The organism is Mucilaginibacter sp. RCC_168, from assembly GCF_041355315.1.
GTDB lineage: Bacteria > Bacteroidota > Bacteroidia > Sphingobacteriales > Sphingobacteriaceae > Mucilaginibacter.
Map to the genome: position 1 here is coordinate 99,492 of NZ_JBFUPN010000018.1, position 19,666 is coordinate 119,157.

Sequence of the window (19,666 nt, forward strand, 5' to 3'; positions counted from 1 at the left end):
CTTTTGATGGATGTCATGCTGAACACTGTCGAAGCATGATGGGCAGGCCTCTGCGCGCGAGTCTTCGACAAGCTTAGACTGACAGGCCTTTTTCGTCTCATCCCCTCAGGGTCTCTCGAAGATGATCCTGAGGCTATGTCAAGGCATCTACCGGGTCCATGATATTTTTCATGTTCCGGGCTATCTCTATATCCGGACTCCGGTATTTATACTCCGGAATGCTGGCCAGCGATGAGTCATGTACCTGTTCCCAAGACCATAAAACTGTTGAAAACTCATGATAAGCGGGCGCCATTTGTCGGGGTCAACACGGTTAGGGTCGCCATTCATGATGATGGATTCCTCTAAGTAAACCTGTACTATTTTTAGTTCCATGGTCACAATGCGGCCGCGTTGTTGCTCATTGTCTTCGCCAATGGGGTGGATCTCGGCTACATGGGCTTCCATTTGTACCGGGCATTCCATGGCCCGCGGTGCGGCCACTTTTTGCGATGGCACAGGTGTTAATCCGGCAACACCAAATTTATTGGGTTCATAGTAATAACCCCTGCCTTGTTTGGCCTGAGGTACCGGGTTCATGCCGGTTTTAAGGGCCAGGTTATTAACGGCCTGCACCTCATTTACCGATGGCAGGTTTAAAACACATTGCCCGGTACGCCGCAGATTTTGCACCGTTTTGGAGGTGGTAGCCATACCGATGATACAACGCCAGCCTAGCCAGAAAACAGACGATATAGGCGCTAAATTATAGGTTCCATCCTCGTTCAACGTACTAATGAGCACTACCGGGGTACCGAAGTACAGGATGGCGGGTTCGCTTATTTTATGCATAATGATACATTTTGGTAATTGTTAAATACGCTTATTTGCTTATTCAAAATTGCCAAATGATGCGCCTTCATGAAACCCGGAACTTGCGGAGTTTGATCAGCTTTGCGTCATCATGAACATGAAGGAGGGATGTCATGCTGAGCTTTAGATAAAAGCAAAAAGCTTTTGATTAAGAATTCATTTTAATTCCCTCCCCACGGGGCGCGTAGGGCGGGCCTCTGCGCACGCGTCTTCAACAAGCTCAGACTGACGGGCCTTTTTCGTTATCCATGATGAGCCTGCCTGCTATCCTGAGGTGCTTCCTTTCTATCAAACATACCATAATCACGTACCACATGGGCTATCCGTAAATGATAGTCTTTAAATACATGATCGCGGCCTTTGGCCTGGGCATCCCGGTGAACTTCCACATTGCGCCATTGCTTTACGGCTTCCTCATCGCGCCAGAAGGATAAGGACAATATTTTACCCGGATCGGTCAAACTCTGGAACCGCTCTATCGAAATAAAGCCATCAATAGTTATCAGCGTTGGTTTCAGATCGGCGGCTATGTTCAGGTATTCCTGCTTTTTGTTCTCCGCTGGCATCACTTCAAAAATTACGGCTACCATTTTATTTGTTTTGGTTTTAGATGATGTTACAGATCAAAGGTACCGTAGTTTGATGAGGAATATTTCGGGTTGGGATGAAGTGTGGGGGAGAGCCTCACCCAACCCTCTCCAAAGGAGAGGACTTTAAAATATTTTTTTTGAAGACTCTACTTGCGCTCGTTTGCAACGAGTGCTTATTGTGGTGCGGCGATTGCATCGCCCTTGCGTTTTAAACGCAAACCCATGTTAAGCACTCGTTGCAAACGAGCGCAAGATTGGTGAGTCTTCACGGTCAGGACAAATCTCCCGCTTTTTACTGCGATAACTTAGTGTATCAATTTTGCACCTATTTTCCCCTATTTGTTAAAAAGTGTTAAAATGGCCCATTTTTGAACGTTTTTACATCAAAAAGCGATCTTTTTGATCCCTTAAATTGTTAAAATGAGTTAAATTTACTTAGTGTATCAAAATTTTGCGCATAACTTAAAGTAATCTAAACACCATCCCGTCCATATCCTCACTCAGGTGGATCTGGCAAGCCAGGCGACTGTCCGGACCGGCATTGGGCAGGGTATCCAGCATGTCGAGCTCATTATCTGTTGGGGTAAAATATTGTTCGGGACCTTCCACCACCTGTACATGGCAGGTGGCGCACAGGGCCATGCCGCCACAGGTAGCCAGTATCTCATATTCCGACGCTTTGAGCACCTCCATTAAACTCAGGTTGATGCCCTCGGGGATCTCTACCGGTGCACGATTGCCTTCGCGGTCTTCAATAATTAAGTTGATCATGGCTAAAACTCGGTTACACCGTAAACGGTGGTGTATTTAAAACTTAGTTTTTGTTCGGGGTAAACGTATTTGAAGGCGCTTTGGGCCATCAGCGCGGCCTCGTGGAAACCGCAAAGGATCAGCTTTAATTTACCCGGATAAGTATTGATATCGCCAATGGCATAAATACGTTCCACGCTGGTGCTGTAATCGCGGGTGTTTACTACTATAGCCGAAAAATCAATGTTGAGGCCCCAATTGGCAATTGGTCCTAACTTAGGGCTCAGGCCAAACAATGGTATCAGGTTATCGGCAGCAATATGGCTTACATTGTTATTACGATCCAATAAAGTGACCTCCTGCAGGTGCCCTTCGCCGGTTAATGCTACCACGTTTGATTTCAGTACCAGGTCGATCTTGCCTTGTTTGGCCAGTTCAAAAACCTTTTCGGCAGCATCGGGTGTACCACGGAAGGTATCGCCCCGGTGCACCAGCGTAACACGTTCGGCCACATCGGCCAAAAATATAGTCCAGTCCAAAGCCGAATCACCACCACCGGCAATCACCACTTTGCGGTCGCGTAAAGCTTCCGGGTTTTTAACCATATAGGCCACACCTTTGCCTTCAAACTCCAGTAAGCGGTCAATTTCTGGCTTGCGGGGTTCAAAACAGCCCAGTCCGCCGGCTATTACTACTACCTGACAATTTACGGTGGTACCGTCGTTGGTTTTTATAAAATAAGAGCCATCGTCGTTTTTGGTTAATGTTTCTACCCGTTCACCTAAACTAAAAGTAGGATGGAAGGGTGCGCCCTGCTCCATGAGCCGGTCAACCAGCTGCTGTGCGGTGATATCCGGATAGCCCGGAATATCGTAAATAGGTTTATGAGGATATATTTCAGAAAGCTGACCGCCAACCTGCGGCAGCACGTCAATTAAATGGCAGCGCATCTTGAGTAAACCCGCTTCAAAAACAGCAAATAAACCAACAGGCCCTGCGCCTATAATGCAAATATCGGTATTGATGTGTTCCATAAAAATGCTTTTTACTAAGCACTCAAATATGGTAATAGGTCATTCAAAAATCAAATGATATTTAGTAATGTATAATTACTTTAAGTTATAGTTGGCAAGGCAAAAACGCTTAAAAAGATCGATCAATTTGCTGTTTTTGCCGTGTAATTGGATGAATTGAAAAGTGCGGAAAATTTCCATTCCCTTAATTTCAATAATACTCAACTCATTGTATTTCAGTTCACTTAATACCGACTGGATAGACAGAAAGGCTGCGGTATCCGAGTATAATAAGTATTGTTTTATGGCAATACTGCTTTCCAGCTGAATCTCGATGTTAAGGTCCTTGGGGTTGATCTGTATATCGGCCAGGGCATTAAAGATCACATCCAATGTGCCCGAACCGGCTTCACGCAGCACTAAGGGAATCTCCAATAATTGTTTGGGATTGATCTCTTGTTTTTTAGATAACCTATTGTTGGCCCGGGTTACCAGCACAATCTCGTCCTTAGCGAAAGGGGCGTAGGCCAGCTGGGGCGAATGCGCTGCACCTTCAACAATGGCCACGTCAATTTTTTCGTCGAGGATCAGCTGCGAAATATGATCGGTATTACCCTGTATAAAGTTGAAGGTAACATCGGGATAGGTCTTTTTGAAAAGCGCCAGGATCTTGGGTAAAATGGTTTGGGCCACGGTAGTGCTGGCGCCGATGTGCAGCGTACCGGCCTCCATATTGTTAAGCTGGGCCAGTTCGGTTTCGAGTTCGGTATAAGTCTGGAAGATCTTTTCGGCATATTGCACCAATACCTTGCCTGCTACGGTAAGCGCAATATTATTGCCATTGCGCTTAAACAGCTGTATGTTCAACTGCTGTTCCAGCTCTTTAATATGTTTGGTAACCGCCGGTTGGGTAATGTACAGCTCATGGGCAGCCTTGGTAAAACTGAGCCTCTGAGCAACCGTATAAAAAACCTTTAACCTGAAATCAAAAATCATTGGGTTAAAATTAGTGGTTTTATGGCAGAAAACAGGATGGAACTATTATTCCCGCGAACATTTCAGGAGATTGCCAAATGGAACGGAGGTAAAGGCGATTACAGCCAGACAACATACCGAGATAATTCTTGTGCTGAGGTAGATGAAGGTTTCCATACCTATGAGATTTATTTTGGCAGGAAATGTTACAGGGGAATTATAAACCTTTCTTAGTTACGCGTCATTGCGAGGTACGAAGCAATCCCAAACTATACAGAGCAAACCTGCTAATCGGGGATTGCTTCGTACCTCGCAATGACGTGGTTTTATAGATTCTCCTTAGCCTGCCTGCCACAATTGCCTAAACTGTCTTATAAAATTCCTTAATTTTCCCCTCTAAACAATCACCACATGCAAAACAACCTGCAGCAAAGCTTTGGCAATATTGATATCTATTTGTTCGATCAGTTATTGAAAGGACGCTTTGATCATTGCGAAACCATACTGGATGCCGGCTGCGGTGGCGGGCGCAACCTGGTATATTTTATGCAAAACGGCTTTGATGTATACGGCATAGATCAAAACGCAGAAGCTATTGAGGCGGTAAGGCAGCTCTCGGTCAAACTTTCATCAACACATGCGCTCAATAAGTTCCGGGTATCGGGAGTGGAGGACATGCCCTGGGCAGGTGATTTTTTCGACCTGGTGATCTGCAGCGCCGTATTGCATTTTGCTAAAAACGAACAGCATTTTGATAGCATGGTGCGCTCCCTGTGGCGGGTACTGAAACCCGGCGGCTATTTGTTTGCGCGACTGGCATCGGATATCGGTATCGAGGAATTGGTAGTAAGTACCGGTAACGGCAACTACCTGCTACCTGATGGTTCCGAACGTTTCCTGGTGAACGAACAAACGCTGCTCCGCTACACTGCCGAACTTGACGGCTCTCTTTATGAACCCATTAAAACTACCAATGTGCAAAACCTGCGTTGTATGACCACCTGGTGCATTCAAAAACAGTAAAGATGAAGGGAAAAGAATGAATTAGGGTATAATTAAAAATAAAGCGAAATTTGAAAAAACAGCTTGAGTAAACCATAATCAATATTGCGTATGAACTTGCAAGAACAAATCAACGGATATATCGTCAGTCAGCCTGAACCAAAGCGTATTGATATGCAGGCCTTGCACAATCGCACACTTCAGGTTTTACCCGGTTGTAAACTGTGGTTTGATGATGGTAAAAACAGCGAAGGTAAAACGGTCGCTAATCCTACTATAGGCTATGGATTTCACACTATAAAATATGCTGATGGAAAGACGAGGGATTTTTTTCAAATTGGTTTGAGTGTAAACAAAAGCGGGATCTCTGTCTACATCCTCGGTATTGAAGATAAGACGTACCTGCCCCAAACGTATGGGAAAGAAATAGGCAAGGCAAGCGTGACCGGGTATTGCATCAGGTTCAAAAAGCTAAAAGATATCAACATGGATATATTGGAAGCGGCCATACGATATGGAGTTGAGGTTACAGGGGAAAATTAATTCAAACTAATAACAAATAGCTATTTATACCGATTACTAACCTTAATGCAGGTACATTTATCCTATGCATCACGAACATCATTTACAAAGTTCAGACACCATCAGGGATATTGTTATTGGCATGTCTGATGGGTTAACAGTACCCTTTGCGCTGGCCGCAGGTTTAAGCGGGGCCGTAAACTCATCAAGTATTGTGATTACGGCCGGTATAGCCGAAATTGTAGCGGGCTCCATTGCTATGGGCCTGGGTGGTTTTTTAGCCGGGCGTACCGAAGCAGACCATTATGCCTCCGAGCTGAAACGGGAATATGAGGAGGTTGAAAAAGTACCCGAGCAGGAAAAAGCGGAAGTAAAGGAAGTGTTCGCTGCCTTTGGTCTTTCGGAAAAGTTACAGACTGAGGTTGCCGAAGAAATGGCTAAAGACAAAGATAAATGGGTAGATTTTATGATGCGTTACGAGCTGGGACTGGAAGAGCCCAAAGCCAACCGGGCTACTCAAAGCGCCATCACCATAGGTTTATCATATATTGTTGGTGGTATTATACCACTGTCGCCCTATTTTTTTATTGCCGATTCAACTCAGGCTTTGTATTACTCCTGCGGCATTACGATGATCTGTTTGTTTGTGTTTGGCTATTTCAAGAGCAGGGTAACCGGGCAGCCTGCCATTAAAGGAGCGCTGAAAGTATTGTTGATAGGAGCCCTGGCCGCCGCTGCGGCATTTGGCATGGCCAAGCTGATCAGCGGATAATATTCTTACGTAGAGACGCATGTTTGCGTCTCCCGATTGCTTGACTTGTTTGGAGACGCAAATATGCGTCTCTACGGTTAAATGATGATCAGAATTTAATAAACTTATCTATTTGCTCATTAGTGAACTTCAAAGTATCGGCATTTAAAAGATTGCCCTCCTTGTCCATTTCTTTATTAATGGAAGAGATATGGATTTTCAGTGACATGATATTGAGGTGCATATAATGGCAAACCCCTGTAAAATGATCAATGCCCCGGATGTTGCCGTATTTGCCAGATGACAGACCTACCAGCGCGGCTTTCTTATCATAAAATGTACCCGGAAAATCGCAGGCATCCATAAAAACTTTCAACACACCGGGAAAGCTGCCATTATATTCGGGAATGATGAATATAAATTTGTCCGTGCGATTGATGAGATCCTGTATGGGGAGAAACTCTGGACTGCGTTTGCCATACAGATCGGTCTGTATCACGTTAGCCGGCAGATCGGAGAGTGAAAATATACCCGCCTCAACGCCTTTTTCACTCAATTTTTGCTGATAATATTGAGCAAGCCTAAGCGTATGGCTCCCGGGACGGTTGGTTGATGATATAATAGTAACCATGTTTTTAATTAGTGAATTATTGAATTAGTGATTTAGTGAATTATTTTTTTTGTTGAAATGGTGATTTTTTAATTAATAATAAATTCAACGTCTTGGGTATTGATAATCAGCCATTAAGGCTATCTCTAATTCGCTAAATCACTAATTCACTAATTGAAATTTGTTTGTAAATTGCCAAAACCTGTGGATTTCGGAATAGTTTTAAATCCGTATCTTTATCACCGGACAAAAACTTTACGAAAGTAGAAATTTCTGAATCTATTTTTCGTTGTTATAAATCATTGTAATATAAATTTTGTAAGGATATAGAATGAGTAAAATAATTGCTTTAGCCAACCAGAAAGGTGGCGTAGGAAAAACTACATCATCTATAAATCTGGCCGCAAGTTTGGCCGTATTAGATTTTAAAACCTTGTTGGTTGATGCGGATCCGCAGGCTAATTCAACATCGGGTATAGGTTTCGACCCCCGTAACATCAAGAACAGTATTTACGAGTGCATCATTAACCAGGTTGACCCGCATGAGGCTATCCAGAAAACGGATACCCCTAATCTGGACTTGCTGCCAGCTCACATCGATCTGGTAGGTGCCGAGATCGAAATGATCAACCTGAGCGGCCGCGAGTATAAAATGAAACAGGTATTTGAAGCCATACAAAACGAGTATGACTTTATTATTATCGACTGCTCGCCTTCATTAGGTTTGATCACTATTAACGCGTTAACAGCAGCCAATTCGGTAATCATTCCTGTACAGTGCGAGTACTTCGCATTAGAGGGTTTGGGTAAATTGCTCAATACCATCAAAATTGTACAGTCGCGCCTTAACCCGCAGCTGGAAATTGAAGGTATATTGCTTACCATGTACGATGTGCGTCTGCGTTTGAGCAACCAGGTGGTTGACGAGGTAAAAACGCATTTTGAGGACATGGTTTTTGATACTATCATTCAGCGTAACACCCGTTTAAGCGAAGCGCCAAGTTTTGGTGTATCGGTAATTATGCACGATGCCACCTGTAAGGGTGCCATCAATTATTTAAACCTGGCCCGCGAAATTATTGAAAAGAACGGCCTCACCAAGAACGAGTCGGAAGCCGCGACAGCAACAGTGTAACCCATGAGTAGTGAAAGAAGAAATGCCCTGGGCAAAGGATTAAGTGCGCTGTTGAATGACTCTGTAAACGTACAACCGTATAATAAAACTAAGGACAAAGATAAAGAAGCCTCCACATCAGCTGTGGAGGTTAACAGTCTGGGCTCGGTAAATGAGATACAGCTGGCCGAAATTGAGGTGAACCCTTTTCAGCCCCGTACCGATTTTGACGAACAGGCCCTGGCCGAACTCGCCGACTCCATTAAACTGCAGGGGCTGATACAACCCATTACGGTAAGGCGTATCAACGCGCATAAATATCAGCTCATATCGGGCGAGCGCCGTTTCCGTGCTTCAAAAATAGCCGGCCTAACACAGGTGCCTGCCTATGTGCGTACTGCCAACGACCAGCAAATGCTGGAAATGGCCCTCATCGAGAACATCCAGCGCGAAAACCTGAATGCCATTGAAGTGGCCCTCAGCTTTCAGCGCATGATTGAAGAGTGTAACCTGAAACAGGAAGAACTGGGCGACCGTGTGAGCAAAAACCGCTCAACTGTAACCAACTATCTGCGCTTGTTAAGATTGCCGCCAAGTATACAGGCATCCATCCGCGATGGAGCCCTTACTATGGGCCATGCCAAGGCTTTGATCACTATTAACGACCCCGCCAAACAATTATATTTACATCAACATATCATTCAGCAAGGTTTATCCGTTCGTAAAGCTGAAGAACTGGCTCGCGATATGCAGAAGCCGCCGGTAAAGAAGGAAGGTAAACAACCCGAACCGGTATCATACCAGCTGCAAAAAATACAGGACGATCTGGCTTCAAAATTTAGTACAAGGGTAAAACTCAAGGTAGGCAGCAAAGGAAGCGGTGTTATCGAAATTCCTTTTCTTTCAGATGATGATCTGGGCCGTATCCTCGAGATGCTGGATTGGTAAGTTTTAGTATCGGATTTTAGTATCAGAATTTAGTATCAAGTAGCTAGTATCAAGTATCAAGATTTTTGAAAACTTTGATTCTCGATTTGGGTAGCGGTCTTGATACTTGATACTAGCTACTTGATACATATAAATTATATTAAATGATGTATAAATTCCTGCTTGTTATTGGTTTGGTTTCGGTATTTGCCTTAACGGTAAAAGCGCAGGGGCTTGGGCCGGATACCGCGAAGAGTGGTAAAGGTGATACTTTAAAAAAAGCGTCGAATACGGCCCCTGGTTCTTTTGCACCGCCTATTAAAAAAGAAAAAGTTTATCACCCCGATAGCTTACATAGTCCGCACAAGGCGGTTATGCACTCTTTAATGGTGCCGGGATGGGGCCAGTTATACAACCACCGCTGGTGGAAAGTGCCTATCGTTTATGGCGGTATAGGTCTTTTGGTTTCGGCGGTGATATTTAACCAGAAATATTATAACCAGGATATAGCGATATACAATTACCGAAAGCAGGGTATAGCCCCTACACAAGGCCAGGCGTATTATAAGGAATACCAGTTATACGCCCAATATAACGTACCCGATGCCAGTATCATCAGCGAAATGGATGGCTATCGCCGTAACCGGGACCTGAGTATCCTGGGTATTTTAGCTGCCTGGGGTATCCAAACCATTGATGCCTATATCGATGCCAAGTTTATACACTCCTATACGGTTGACAATAACCTGGGCATGAATATGAAGGTCACTCCCGGTTTAATAAACCAGCCGCTTTACGCGCAAAGTGCTAATTCTTCTTATATTCCGTCGATAAAAATTACCTTTACGTTTTAGATAGTATCAAGTAGATAGTATCAAGTATCAAGATTTTTTAAGAGATTAAACAATTGAGAGCGCTTTGATACACGCTATTTATATATAAAAGGGGCAGCTGTCTTGATACTTGATACTAACTACTTGATACTAAAAAGAATGAAAATAGCATTACTGGGTTATGGAAAAATGGGTAAGATCATCGAAAAGATCGCCATTAGCCGCAAACACGAAATTGTATTAACGATTGATCACGACACGCTGGATGATCTGACGGTTGAAAACCTGCAGAAAGCCGATGTGGTTATTGACTTTACCATGCCGGCATCGGTATTGGGCAACATTAAGCATTGCTTTGATGCAGGTGTACCCATTGTAGTAGGTACCACAGGCTGGTATGATCAAATCCCTCAAATAAAGCAACTTTGTGAGCAAAGCAACAATACCCTGTTATACGGATCAAACTTTAGCGTGGGTGTAAATATATTTTTTCATGTTAATCGCCTGCTGGCCAAAGTAATGAACAGCTATCCGTATTATGATGTACAGGTTGAAGAAATTCATCATACCCAAAAGCTCGATTCGCCCAGCGGTACCGCTATCACCATTGCCGAAGGTATCCTGGATAACCTCGAAACCAAATCTGAATGGGTTAATGTGTTAACTACCGATGACAAGCACGATGACGACACCGTTTCAAACAACCAGCTGCTCATTGAATCTTTACGTATTGACAGCGTACCAGGTACGCATACTGTTATCTATGATTCGGAAGTGGATACTATCGAATTTAAGCATACCGCCCACAACCGCAACGGCTTTGCGCTGGGCGCCGTACTGGCTGCCGAGTGGGTGATCGGAAAAAAAGGTTTCTATTCGGTTGATGCCATGTTTGATTTTAAATAGCCGCGCTATTTTAAATGGATATAGCAGGCTATATAGGTTTTTACTTAATTACAGGTCCTTTATTAGTATTAGTTACTATAGGCTTGTGGAAACTGTTTGAAAAAGCCGGTCGCCCCGGCTGGGAATCACTCATTCCGGTTTACAATACGTATATCATCCTTAAACTCAGCGGCAGGCCCTGGTGGTTACTGCTGCTGTTGCTTATACCGGGCATCAACCTTATTGTGGGGTTGGGTATCATGATCGATTTTATCAAATCATACGGTAAATTCAAAATGAGCCAGAACGCTGCGGTTACCCTGCTGCCGTTTATTTATCTGCCTAAATGGGGTTTTGACAAAAATACCCGTTACCTGGGTCAATCGGCAAGTGTCGATTTTTATGAAGAACACCAGGACAATCTTCAAAAATCCAGCACCCGCGAATGGACAGAGGCCGTTATTTTCGCGGTAGTCGCCGCTACGCTTATCCGTTCACTTTTTATCGAAGCTTACACTATACCCACTCCATCTATGGAAAGCTCCCTGCTTGTGGGCGACTTTTTGTTTGTGAGCAAAATAAATTATGGGGCACGCCTGCCCATGACACCCGTTGCCTTTCCTTTTGCCCACCATACCATGCCGCTTACCGGTGGCAAAGCGTATTGGGACGGCATTAAACTACCATATTTCAGGCTGCCCGGTTTTGGCGATGTGAAAAAGGGAGATGTGGTGGTGTTTAACTATCCCATGGATGCCGACTCGCCCTTGTACCGCCCGGTTGATAAACGCGAAAACTATATCAAGCGCTGCCAGGGAACCCCCGGCGATACGCTGAGCCTGCTTAATGCACGGGTATATATAAATGGTAAGGCCGCCATTACACCGCCAAATGGCGAAATGGAATACATGGTGCGTAACAATGGCAGTAGTTTTAACCGGCAAGCGGCGCGTGATCTGCACCTGTCAGACATTCAGCAGTTTACCAACCAGGATTTTATGCTGAACACCACGGCCCGGTCGGCTGCTTTGTTAAAGCAACAGCCGGATATTAAATCGGTAAGGCCAAACATCCGGTTCAATGGGGTTTATGACCCGGAGGTATTTCCGCATGATCCTCACTTCAGATGGAATGTAGATAATTTTGGTCCCATCATTATCCCCAAAAAAGGCTGGACGGTAAAACTTGATAGCCTAACCCTGCCTATCTATCGCCGTGCTATCGAGGTTTATGAACACAATAAGCTGCAGGCAACCGGTAATAACATCAGTATCAACGGCAAAGCAGTCAATCGCTATACTTTTAAGCTCAATTATTATTTTATGATGGGCGATAACCGCCACAACTCCGAAGATTCGCGCTTTTGGGGCTTTGTGCCCGAAGACCATATTGTAGGCAAGGCCCTGTTTGTATGGATGAGCTGGGACGCCGAAACCCACCACATCAGGTGGAGCAGGCTGATGAGAATAATTAGGTAGATGGATTTCAGATGTGCAGATGTGCAAATATGCAGATGTGCAAATAGATGTGTGACTGTGCAGATATGCAGATGTGCAAATAGATGTGTGAATGTGCAGATGTGCAAATAAAATCATCCACACATCAATGAATCATCTGCACATTTGCACATCCGCATATCTGCACATCAGTTTTTAGTAACATATAGCTTACACAGTAGTCATAGGGAATAAAAAATAAATACATACATTTAAAAAATCTGCACATTTGCACATTTGAAATCTGCACATCTGCGTAATCTGCACATCAGAAACATATGAACTGGAAATTCTGGAAAAAAGATAAAAGCAAAACCAAAAAGAAAAAAAGCGCCCTGCGTGAATGGGGCGATGCTATCATTTTCGCGGTAATTGCGGCCACGTTAATACGTACCCTTTTTATTGAGGCTTATGTTATCCCCAGCGGATCGATGGAAAGCTCCCTGCTCATTGGCGATTATTTATTTGTAAGCAAGGTTAACTATGGGGCCCGTATGCCTATAACCCCAGTGGCTATACCATTTATGCACCATACCATACCGTATACTACCAATGCCAAAGCCTATTGGGATGGTATCCAATTGCCTTATTACCGCCTGCCGGGTTTCAGCGATATTAAAAAAGGCGACATTGTGGTGTTTAACGCACCGATAGAAGCCGACTCGCCTTATTTTCGTCCGGTTGATAAACGCGAAAATATCATCAAACGCTGTCAGGGAACTCCCGGCGATACCCTGAGCCTGGTGAATGCCCAGGTTTATATCAATGGCAAACCCGAAACTACTCCACTCAAAGGCGAAATGGCTTACATCGTAAAAACCGATGGCAGCCAGATAAACCCTCAACTCATCAATGAGCTCCATTTAAGCGACATCGGTATTATCGACAGTACCACATTTAAAACCAATACCACGGTTGAATCTGCCAAAATATTAAAAGGTTATTCCAATATAAAATCGGTTACTGCGGATATTGCTACTAAAAGCATCGCCGACGATCTGAACCCGGTTTATCCCGCTAAATATCCAAGGTATAAGAACACGCCAAATTTTCCGCATTATACCTGGAATGTGGATAATTACGGTCCCATTATTATCCCTAAAAAAGGCTGGACGGTGAAGCTGGATAGTTTAACCTTCCCGGTTTATGGCAGGGCTATTGAAATTTATGAGCACAATAAAGTAAAAGTTGTGGGTAGGGATATTTACATAAACGATAAAAAAGCCGATACTTACACTTTTAAACTCAACTACTACTGGATGATGGGCGATAACCGCCATAACTCCGAAGATTCGCGTTATTGGGGCTTTTTACCCGAAGACCACGTAGTAGGCAAGGCCTTATTTACCTGGATGAGTGTAGACAGCACCGCCTCATTCGTAAATAAGATCCGCTGGAACAGGTTGTTTAGAGGGATACATTGATTGTGTTCATAAAGGAGGGTGTCACCCTGAGCTCCGTCGAAGGGTAGAGCGCAGAGGCCTGCCCACCATGCTTCGACGGAGCTCAGCATGACAGCCTTTTGAACTGCCACCGATTGAGAAACTATTAGTAATACATTGATAATTAGAATTTAAATACAAAAAAGTGAACATTATACTTGCTATTATACTACTGGTTATACTGCCTTACGTAGGGTTATGGAAATTGTTTGAAAAAGCCGGCAGACCAGGCTGGGAAGGCGTAATACCTTTATACAATATTTACGGCATGATTAAGCTGAGCGGCAGGCCCGCCTGGTGGTTTGTGCTGGTACTGATACCGGGACTGAACATACTGGTAATGATTGGCCTTACGGTTGATTTTATCAAGTCGTTTGGTAAATTCAGTTTGCTCGATCATATTTTGGGCGTAGCCCTGCCATTTATATTTTTACCTAAATGGGGCTTTGATAAGGATACCAAATACCTGGGTCAATCGGCAAGTCCGGAGTTCAGGGAAAAATATAAAATAGCGCTGAAAAAGACTGCCGCCCGTGAATGGGCCGATGCCATTATTTTCGCGGTGATAGCTGCCACATTGATCCGTACGCTGTTTATTGAGGCTTACGTGATTCCCAGCGCTTCCATGGAAAGCTCCTTACTCATTGGCGATTACCTGTTTGTAAGTAAAGTGAACTACGGCGCCCGTTTGCCCATGACACCGGTGGCTTTTCCATTTGCGCACCATACCATGCCGTTGATCCCGGTTAAAGCGTACTGGGATGGCATCGAACTGCCGTATTACCGTTTACCCGGCTTAAGCGATGTGAAAAAAGGCGACGTGGTGGTGTTTAACTACCCTATGGATGCCGATTCGCCATTGTACCGCCCGGTTGATAAACGCGAAAACTATATTAAACGCTGCCAGGGTACACCCGGCGATACGCTGAGTGTAGTTAACGCGCAGGTGGTTATTAACGGTAAGCCTGCCATTACACCACCGCATGGCGAAATGAGCTACCTGGTAAGATCAGACGGCAGCGAAATTAACCCGCAGCTGGTTAACGAGCTCCACCTATCTGATATTCCGCAGGGAGCAGGCGCTGAATTTACGACCAATACAACCCTGGCATCGGCCAATACTTTAAGGGGTTATTCCAATATCAAATCGGTTACACCAAACATCACACCGGCCGGCATGCGCGACCCATTGAATGATGTTTACCCGGTAAAATTCCCCGCTTATAAGATCACGCCTAAATTCCCGGATTATAAATGGAACGTGGATAATTACGGCCCTATCATCGTACCTAAAAAAGGATGGACCGTGAAACTGGATAGTTTAACCTTCCCCGTTTACGGTCGTGCTATTGAAATTTATGAAGGCAACAAAGTACAGGTATCTGGAAACGAGATCCTGATCAACGGGAAAAAAGCAGACAGCTACACCTTTAAGCTCAACTATTACTTTATGATGGGCGATAACCGTCACAACTCCGAAGATTCCCGTTTCTGGGGATTTGTACCCGAAGACCATATTGTAGGCAAGGCCCTGTTCATCTGGATGAGTATTGACGATAGCGCCAGCTTCCTGAACAAGATCAGATGGAGCCGGTTGTTTAACATTATCCATTAAGCCCTTAACCCCGCCAGCCGGCGGGAGAATAAAAAAATTGCTTAGCCTGTCCGGTAAACCGGGCAGGCTTTTTTGTGGGGTTATTAAACATTCTTAGTTTTTTTAAGATCAGAAATAATAATGTAATAGGCCTTATGATATTGTGGTAATATTATTTATTAATTTAATTTTATATTATTAGTTAATTTAATAAATTTATTCAGCCCATTCAAAATAAACATGTATGTGGCAGCTGCTTGTTGATTAAGCGTATCAGTTTTTCATTATATATCTATTTATGGTAGCGCAGGTAATACGCAGAAAACAGCTTCATGATACCGGCGCATAAAAAACACGGCTATGAAAAATAAACCTAATTCTCCTCATCCAAAACTTACAAAAACACAAAAAAACGATGTATCACCATCATTGATCAAGAATTGGTCAACCACCGACCCCATCGGCCCATTCTTTTCCTCATGCATTGCTAATCATGAAATCTGGTATTGCTCGGCGAGAGGCCTGTATGGTTTCGATCAGTTTACAGGCTTACAGCAGCATTCCTTTGTCACTTTCGGTAACAAAGAAGGTACGGTGGTGCAATATGTTCAACCGTTTGAAGAAGGTGTTCTGGTTGCCTGTAGCGATGCTGGCTTTTATTACATCGATCTAAGTGCAACTCCTCCTGTTCCGGTACACGTCGCTTCACTTAAAGCCGATGATTCCGTACTTTGGATGGAAGCCCGTTTTGGATCCGTATATGCATATTCTACTAAGAACGGTTTGATGCGACTGCCTGCTAAAACTGAAAATCAACCCGCTATTATTGGCGGTATTGAAAAGGGTACGCCCCCATACCCTGTTTTAGGTTCGGAAGGGATATATTGGGCAAAGGGAAAGCAACTGAATATATATGACCAGGCTACTTTGAATAAGCAACACTCCCTTAAATTAAGTGGTAATGGCATTCCGGGTATTCGATCATCATGTGCCGGGCAAGTGGTTTGTGTGGTTACCAATAAAGAGAAACCCAACAAGACCATTTCAGCCATCTCAACCGGAGATAAGCCCAAGGTTTTATGGACAACATCGCTTAAAGTGTCTGTAAATGAAAGTAGCGCACTTTTAACCGACGAACAATATTGTTATGTTCCTTTGGTAAATGGCTCCTTAATGGTACTTGATATCTTTACAGGCGATCAGGCAAAATATAACGGAAAACAGGTAGGGCCCTTTGAACTTGGAGGTGCCATCCAAAAACAAGTATTGCAGCAGGAAGGCATCCTGTATGTAGCCGTTGAAGAGAGCGCAACCGCTGGATGTGTGTACGCCATTAACCTGCAAACCGGGATCATGGTAAAAATGAAAACTGGTCTTTTTCCGATATTGCTGGCCATTGATAACGGCGTACTTTATTATGTTGATCAAACTACAGATCAATATGGCGATTTATTTTATGCTATACACTCCGTGCGGATGTCAACTTTAGCGCGTGAGTTTTATGCCGAGACCATACTGATGCAGGAAATGGAATTTCCGGGACAGAAAACTGGTGTTGTAACAGCACCAGTAAAAAAAGCACGGGTGATTACCGAGATCACCTTGTTTGATGAATCCGGGAGCCCGAGGTTATTGCAGCATGTGCGTTTTGGAGCTACCGGTCCTGCGATATTGCAATGCCAGGGTATCGATTATACGGTAGGGCCATCAACCTACGCAGATATCACCACTGATGCCAATGGCCGCATCAGGCTTTCCATGAAACCTGGTTATACTGATAGTAAGGGCAAATTTCATGATGGTTTGGCATGCCCGGGATTAACCATGTTTACCACATTTATGGCGAGCGACCTGAGCATCCTGATACGGCCCGAGGCGCAACTGCATGATGTACTGGCCGGTGTTACTAAGGATACACTGGTTAACGGGAAAGATTTTAATGGCAACCCTGTGGTAAAGAAGGAGTACCGTAATAACGATGGTGCAATGACGGACGTTGCTAAAGCCATCAGCACAACGGCAGTAATGGTGAAACAATCTGTTGAGCATAAAAATAAATTATTGTCAGCCGGCGGGCAGCGTTACCTGGCAAAAGGATGTAATATGGATACTATTTGTTGTTGTGCCGATGGTAATTACCATTGCCCGGTGCTATGCACCAATAATTTTTCTTTTGATCTGGGCAATAGTACCAAAAGAAATGATAACCCGGCTTTTGCCGACCAGCTGACAGATGCCCAGGTGCAACAATGGCTAAACGATCATCCTCTCACAACAGATCCGGCGCCCATGGGGTGGGACGATTTTTGGGATGCTGTAAAAAGTGGTGCGGCCGCCATAAGCGATGCCATTGTGTATACAGCAAAAAAGGTTCAGGCCAGGATATCGGCTATTATCAATAACATCGAACATACTATCGACCTGGTGATCGATACCCTGGAAAAAGCCATTTTGGTAGCCCAGGGGATATTTAATACCATTGCAGGAGCCATCAATAAGGTGATTGAAATGTTCAGCTTCCTTTTTGAATGGCAGGACATTCTGGAAACCAAAGATATGCTGAAATTGCAGGTTAGCAATGCGCTGGACACGCTTTTAAAACCGGCAGGCAAAGGGAAAAAAAGCCTCTTTGATGAGATGAAGGAAAAGGGCGATAGTGTTTTCACCGGCTTAAAATCAAAGGTGGATAGTGGCCTCAAAAGTTTAGAGGATAAGATCGGTAATTATTCGGGTAAATCAACGCAGGATGAGATGGCCAAAAAATCGGGTATGGCAAACCCGGCGCAAGGTGGAGCAAATGCAAACTGGCTTCAGGCCAAATTAAATGAGCAGGTGATCTCCAGTGAAGCCATCCAAAAACAGGCGAGGTTGCTGGACAATTCCGGGCAACTCAGCGGAGCGATGTTTCCTGAAATTAAATTGCCTGACAGCTTATCAAATGAAATGGAAAAGCTGTTAAAGGAACTCCAAAAAAAGGTAACCGGCGATGCAAAAAAAACATTGGAAGAGATCCAGAGCAATATTTTCGGAAATGTCGGCGACCTGTTCTCCAGCACCATGAAATTCTTTATCGAACTGTTGCGTGGAGCGGTGGATATAGCGATTGACATAGTACAGGCAGTTTTTGATACAATCATGATTTTATTGAAAGGTTTGATCGTTGTACTGCAAGGTTACATCACTCAGCATCTTCCAAACATTCCCTTCATTTCTGATCTGTACCGGTATATTACAATTACACCTAAAAAGCCACAGGGCGATGTGCTTACAATGCTGGATCTGGTATGCCTGCTGATAGCCATTCCCACACAGCTTATTGTAAAGCTTGTGTCGCCCTCAACTTATAACGCTACACCTGCACTATCAAAAACTTCAGATGCTTCTTCTAAGGTAGCGCCGATATTATCAATAGCCAGTGGTGTTGGCGAAATAATATGGGCCGGTTTTAGTGCGTTACTTGGTGCTGAGGCGATGGCTTATGAAGCCATACCGGGTACCGGGAAAACGACTTTTCAGCAGGTGCGCATTGGAATTACATTGGTAGTAGGTGGAGTGATTCGTTCGATATTGCTTGCTCTGGATATTTATGCGAACTATAATAAGCCTAATTTGCTTGTTTTTAATACACTTTTATGGGGAATCTCTACAGCAGGTTTATTGGGCGATGTTATCATACTGAGCTATAATTTTTTCGACACTAACTCATCAATGAACGAAAAGAAATATAAAATTGCGGCTACGGGCGTATTAACCGGAGCAGAAGGAATACTGGCTTTAATTTACGTTGCCCTGGATAAGGATAGCGGCGTTGATCTGTGGTCAATTCTTTTTTCGTTGTTTGGATTTGGGGCTCTTTTAATTCGTCCGGGAGCATTATTTGGAACACCTAACAGCAGGCCGGTTTTCATAGGCCTTACCTCAGCGTTAATTACTGTGGCAGGTGGTATTAAAATAACAAAAGGTGTGGCCGCCTTGCTGCCTAAAGCAGCACGGCATAATGATATGACAATCCTGGGTCTGAATTCGCTTTAGCTTGATGAAGCTTAGCTATTCGTTACCGCGAGATTAGCGCAGCGGATCCCGTGGCTGGCATGGCCAAAGCCTCCGGCTTACAGTTTCAGCCGAAAGCTGAGACCATGCGTCCTACGAGTTAAAAACTTGGGGAGTTAATAGAAAAGAAAAGTCGTCCTGAACTTGTTTCATGATCTCTCAGGACAGGTTAAGCAGCATGCTGTAAACCTGGCTTATGGTATGCTGAAACAACATGTTTGGCATGAGGTTAGCTATTGTCACAAACTTTTCGTATCTTC

General features: G+C 44.1%; 18 protein-coding genes. 12 read left to right on the top strand and 6 right to left on the bottom strand.

What is annotated here, in order from left to right:
- Positions 1–186: 186 nt before the first annotated feature.
- The 5 genes from AB6735_RS17930 to AB6735_RS17950 form a co-directional block, all read right to left on the bottom strand.
- Positions 187–831, bottom strand: coding sequence for a flavin reductase family protein (locus AB6735_RS17930; RefSeq protein WP_370997183.1), 645 nt, complete (start codon positions 829–831; stop codon positions 187–189).
- A gap of 263 nt (positions 832–1,094) precedes the next feature.
- Positions 1,095–1,442 (bottom strand): antibiotic biosynthesis monooxygenase, encoded by a 348-nt coding sequence (locus AB6735_RS17935; RefSeq protein WP_370997185.1) that lies wholly within the window; start codon positions 1,440–1,442, stop codon positions 1,095–1,097.
- Positions 1,443–1,904: 462 nt separating this feature from the next.
- Entirely contained in the window at positions 1,905–2,213 is a 309-nt protein-coding gene (locus AB6735_RS17940) for a 2Fe-2S iron-sulfur cluster-binding protein (RefSeq protein ID WP_370997186.1), read from the bottom strand.
- A 2-nt stretch (positions 2,214–2,215) separates the two neighbouring features.
- Complete coding sequence (locus AB6735_RS17945) at positions 2,216–3,226, bottom strand: NAD(P)/FAD-dependent oxidoreductase (protein WP_370997188.1); 1,011 nt, start codon at positions 3,224–3,226, stop codon at positions 2,216–2,218.
- Between the two features lie 75 nt (positions 3,227–3,301).
- Positions 3,302–4,201 (bottom strand): LysR substrate-binding domain-containing protein, encoded by a 900-nt coding sequence (locus AB6735_RS17950; RefSeq protein WP_370997190.1) that lies wholly within the window; start codon positions 4,199–4,201, stop codon positions 3,302–3,304.
- 21 nt (positions 4,202–4,222) lie between these two features.
- On the opposite strand from AB6735_RS17950, the gene AB6735_RS17955 reads away from it, so the two are divergent.
- The 4 genes from AB6735_RS17955 (at position 4,223) to AB6735_RS17970 (ending at position 6,476) form a co-directional block, all read left to right on the top strand.
- Positions 4,223–4,414, top strand: coding sequence for a hypothetical protein (locus tag AB6735_RS17955; RefSeq protein WP_370997191.1), 192 nt, complete (start codon positions 4,223–4,225; stop codon positions 4,412–4,414).
- 177 nt (positions 4,415–4,591) lie between these two features.
- The gene (locus AB6735_RS17960) at positions 4,592–5,203 is read left to right on the top strand and encodes a class I SAM-dependent methyltransferase (RefSeq protein WP_370997193.1); all 612 of its coding nucleotides are present in this window, start codon (positions 4,592–4,594) and stop codon (positions 5,201–5,203) included.
- 90 nt (positions 5,204–5,293) lie between these two features.
- Positions 5,294–5,725 carry a hypothetical protein gene (locus tag AB6735_RS17965; RefSeq protein ID WP_370997194.1) on the top strand — a complete coding sequence of 144 codons (432 nt, stop codon included), beginning with the start codon at positions 5,294–5,296 and terminating at the stop codon, positions 5,723–5,725.
- A 64-nt stretch (positions 5,726–5,789) separates the two neighbouring features.
- Positions 5,790–6,476, top strand: a complete 687-nt coding sequence (locus AB6735_RS17970; protein WP_370997195.1) for a VIT1/CCC1 transporter family protein — start codon at positions 5,790–5,792, stop codon at positions 6,474–6,476.
- Between the two features lie 88 nt (positions 6,477–6,564).
- Here AB6735_RS17970 and AB6735_RS17975 read toward each other — a convergent pair whose 3' ends face one another.
- Positions 6,565–7,086, bottom strand: coding sequence for an NADPH-dependent FMN reductase (locus AB6735_RS17975; RefSeq protein ID WP_370997197.1), 522 nt, complete (start codon positions 7,084–7,086; stop codon positions 6,565–6,567).
- 310 nt (positions 7,087–7,396) lie between these two features.
- Between AB6735_RS17975 and AB6735_RS17980 the strand changes: the two genes are divergently transcribed.
- The 8 genes from AB6735_RS17980 (at position 7,397) to AB6735_RS18015 (ending at position 19,388) form a co-directional block, all read left to right on the top strand.
- On the top strand, positions 7,397–8,200 hold the full coding sequence (locus AB6735_RS17980; RefSeq protein WP_076376030.1) for a ParA family protein: 804 nt from the start codon (positions 7,397–7,399) through the stop codon (positions 8,198–8,200).
- A gap of 3 nt (positions 8,201–8,203) precedes the next feature.
- On the top strand, positions 8,204–9,127 hold the full coding sequence (locus AB6735_RS17985; RefSeq protein WP_370997198.1) for a ParB/RepB/Spo0J family partition protein: 924 nt from the start codon (positions 8,204–8,206) through the stop codon (positions 9,125–9,127).
- A 143-nt stretch (positions 9,128–9,270) separates the two neighbouring features.
- Positions 9,271–9,960: a DUF5683 domain-containing protein gene (locus tag AB6735_RS17990; protein ID WP_370997199.1), complete on the top strand. Its 690-nt coding sequence runs from the start codon at positions 9,271–9,273 to the stop codon at positions 9,958–9,960.
- 138 nt (positions 9,961–10,098) lie between these two features.
- On the top strand, positions 10,099–10,845 hold the full coding sequence (gene dapB / locus AB6735_RS17995) for a 4-hydroxy-tetrahydrodipicolinate reductase (RefSeq protein WP_370997201.1): 747 nt from the start codon (positions 10,099–10,101) through the stop codon (positions 10,843–10,845).
- 14 nt (positions 10,846–10,859) lie between these two features.
- Positions 10,860–12,302, top strand: a complete 1,443-nt coding sequence (gene lepB / locus AB6735_RS18000) for a signal peptidase I (protein WP_370997202.1) — start codon at positions 10,860–10,862, stop codon at positions 12,300–12,302.
- Positions 12,303–12,598: 296 nt separating this feature from the next.
- On the top strand, positions 12,599–13,744 hold the full coding sequence (gene lepB / locus AB6735_RS18005) for a signal peptidase I (protein ID WP_370997204.1): 1,146 nt from the start codon (positions 12,599–12,601) through the stop codon (positions 13,742–13,744).
- A 163-nt stretch (positions 13,745–13,907) separates the two neighbouring features.
- Positions 13,908–15,377, top strand: coding sequence for a signal peptidase I (gene lepB / locus AB6735_RS18010; protein ID WP_370997206.1), 1,470 nt, complete (start codon positions 13,908–13,910; stop codon positions 15,375–15,377).
- A 339-nt stretch (positions 15,378–15,716) separates the two neighbouring features.
- Positions 15,717–19,388, top strand: coding sequence for a hypothetical protein (locus AB6735_RS18015; RefSeq protein WP_370997207.1), 3,672 nt, complete (start codon positions 15,717–15,719; stop codon positions 19,386–19,388).
- The last annotated feature ends 278 nt before the right edge of the window (positions 19,389–19,666 follow it).